We start from the raw sequence: 3,187 nt of genomic DNA on the forward strand, positions 1-3,187 counted from the left end.
GTAACTTACATTTCCTTCAAGATATTCTTTTACTACTTTAACCTTAAATTCTGTTTTGTATTTTGCCATTTAAAAACTGACCTCCTTAAGTTGGTTTTTAAGTCCAACTTTTGGGGGTCAGTTCATTAATAAAGAGAACTTTAAAATTTGTCTAAATCCGACAGAAGTAGGTCTCCTTTAGGTTTAATCTGGGGTTTTATAATTATATTTTTATTAATCTGCTTCTTTTATTGTGATATTAATTAAACCATTGCCGCTTGTTCCATCAGCAAAATCAATATCAACTGACAGTAATACTGTCATCTCTTCTAAAGGCGGGGTAATTACAGCCTCTTTTATATCCTTTAATTTATTTTTATCTACTTTTATTTCTTTTATTTCTGGTAAATTAGGAGTCGATATTGCATTTTTAATCATTTCTAATGTAACTTCTTCTCCTTGTTTTATAGAAATATCCCTAAAATCAATTTCATGTTCCTCGTTTTTATCAACTTCTACGAACACTTCTAATTCACCAATTCTACCATCATTAAATATCACTTCAGCATTAAATTTTATTTCCTTTTCTTGTGATAAACCATCTAATGCATCTTGTACTTCTTGTATTTTCTTTTCATCAAATATAATGTCTTCTACATTTTTGACATTATCCATTTCTAGGTGTTCTTTTATTGTTTCTTTATTAAAAGTTGTGTCATCCATATTTAACTTAATGAAAGTTTTCATTGGGATTTTTGTATAAACTAAATCACCATTTTCAAAATAAATATTGTCAGCATATTTTAAATAAACAATAGGCTTTAGAATTTTAACATTTTCTGGTAATTTACCATTTATAGTAACTGTTATTATTCCATCTTTTTCTTCAACACTATAAAGATCTTTATTTAACTCTTGTTTTTTATATTGCGGTGTAGATTTAGAAATTGCATCAAAGCTATCATAATCCTTTTTAGAAATATAATTTAATTTAATATATCTCTCCTCAGAGTCTCCTATTTTTTTAACATCACTAAGAGACGTTTTAATTTTTATTTGATTATTCTTTAAAGATGTATAGTTCTTGTCATTGTTTTTATTTCTGGCATCTCTTTCACCTAATACTTCGAAATCAACAAGAATATTCTTGGAAATTTTTCTAAAGGATCCTCTATATTTTTTACCCTCAAATTTTGTTAATTCTTCAAGTTTTTTTACCTCATCTGGAGATAAGTCTTTTTTGTTTAACAAAATTTTAGCTTCTTCCATAAGGGCTTTTAAATCAGCAATTGATTTTTCATTTTTGGGAGTCTTCACTCCTTCTAAGTCTAATAGAGCATCCTTTTTTGAATCAATAATTGACTTTAAAATCTTCTTCAATTCAATAACATGTTGATTCTCTGAACTATTCTCACTTACTAATGTATTATTACTTTTTTTATTGTTTTCATAATAGTTATAATTATGGCTGGATTGTTTAGTTTCACTTTTATTTAGCAGCTTATTTTGGGATTCCTTATTTTTAGATTTATAAGTTTCTGAATTGGAATAAATTGCATTATACAAAAACTGAAAAGCATCTTTTCTAAGTGCGAATGCATTTGGATTAATATTTTTTCCACATATATTTTCTTCCTCAGCCCATTTTATCCAATCATCAGGCCACTTAGCACTCTTTATTGCACTTATATTTAAATTCTTTTTTTGGCAAACTAGAATCTTTAAAAGCTCTGCATTAGTGATATTATTCTCACCTTTAAATGTTCCATCTGGGTACCCACTTATTAAGTTCATATTATTCTTTGCATAAGAAATTACACCGTTAGCCCAGTAATCTTTTCCTACATCGCTAAAAGGTATTTCTTTTCCTTGTAATTCAATTGCCTTATTTTTATTCCCAAGTGAATAAACTAAAATTTTCGTTATCTCACTTCTTTTTAAATTTTTTCCAAGACCTAGACTACCATCTGGATAACCATCTATTATCCCTTTTTCCTTTAAAAAATTTACTTTTTCAAGTCCACTATCTTTAGATGCAAATACACTAATATTAAATATAGATAAAAATATTACAATAACTAATAAATCAACAAATCTTTTTAACATAAATTCCTCCTTAGTATACTTTATTCATACAATATTTAAACAATATTAATTGTATCAGAGCTCAAATGTTAAAATAATTTATATTAATGTAATGATTTTAATCCCAAAAATTTCAAAAAATCAATTTTGTAACTATAACCAAAAAATACCATCCTTACTGGATTGTCCAATAAAGAAGGTAAATTTATCTATTCTGAATTTTTTTGTCTTATTCTTCTGGTGGAATTGGCTTTTCTAATTTTTCATTTTCAAAGAAGTTAGTCCCATCATTAGCATTATCTTGGAAGGTCCCAAAGGTAGAAAGGTAGTCCACACCATCAATTGTGTAGTAAATTTCAATCCTTAAGTATTCCAGAAAATATTTTTCAAATTGAGTGCTATATCTTTTAGTCTCATAAAAATACCTTCCATCATCAAGTCTGTCTAGTTCTCCCTCTATTACCCTCTGTTTTTGATCGTCAGCATAGTGAGAGGCAGAGGCAAAGATTTTTATTTTAGGTATTTCTGGCTCATAAACTTTTCCATCTTTTGTAAATTCAAAATAAATCTTATTATCATAATTTAAATGAATACAAGGAATGTCGCCTTCTATCCTTCCAGCAATTTTATCCCTTACTTTCATGACCTTACTCTCAGGTAAACTTTCAAATTCCTTTCTCTCAAAGGTCCTTACAATTGGTTTTCTCTCATCATTGGAAACTTGAATATTTACTTTAACGCCGTTCATAGAATTATTCCTTCTAAAATTTGGAGTTGGAGAAAAATAAATTTGAATGGCTGCAAATAAAATTATTGTAAGAATAATTACAATAGCAAAAACTTTTGCGACTTTACTTTTCATAATATCACCTACCTATAGTTTACCCTAAAAATAATTAAATATCATTAATTTTTAAAGTCAGGTAGATTATTTATATTACTTCAAATATTTCTAAACCTAATAAATTTTTCCAATAAAAAAATCTCCCAAGAGGTCCTGATATGTACCCTCTTTACTGGACAAACCAGTAAGGAGGGTATTTTTTATGAAATATAGTTATGAATTCAAAAAAGAATGTGTACAGTTGTATAGAGAAGGTAAATGGCCCAATACACCTGAAGG

General features: G+C 27.6%; 2 protein-coding genes. Both read right to left on the minus strand.

The genetic code is table 11. The features are described from left to right. Nucleotides 1-213 precede the first annotated feature (213 nt). A complete protein-coding gene (locus tag CAN42_RS00005) occupies nucleotides 214-2,085 on the minus strand; it encodes an S-layer homology domain-containing protein (RefSeq protein WP_085875017.1) in 1,872 nt (623 codons plus the stop codon). A 208-nt stretch (nucleotides 2,086-2,293) separates the two neighbouring features. Then, nucleotides 2,294-2,926, minus strand: coding sequence for a hypothetical protein (locus CAN42_RS00010; protein ID WP_085875018.1), 633 nt, complete (start codon nucleotides 2,924-2,926; stop codon nucleotides 2,294-2,296). Nucleotides 2,927-3,187 lie beyond the last annotated feature (261 nt).

The sequence above is a fragment of the Peptoniphilus vaginalis genome, assembly GCF_900176605.1.
GTDB lineage: Bacteria > Bacillota > Clostridia > Tissierellales > Peptoniphilaceae > Peptoniphilus_A > Peptoniphilus_A vaginalis.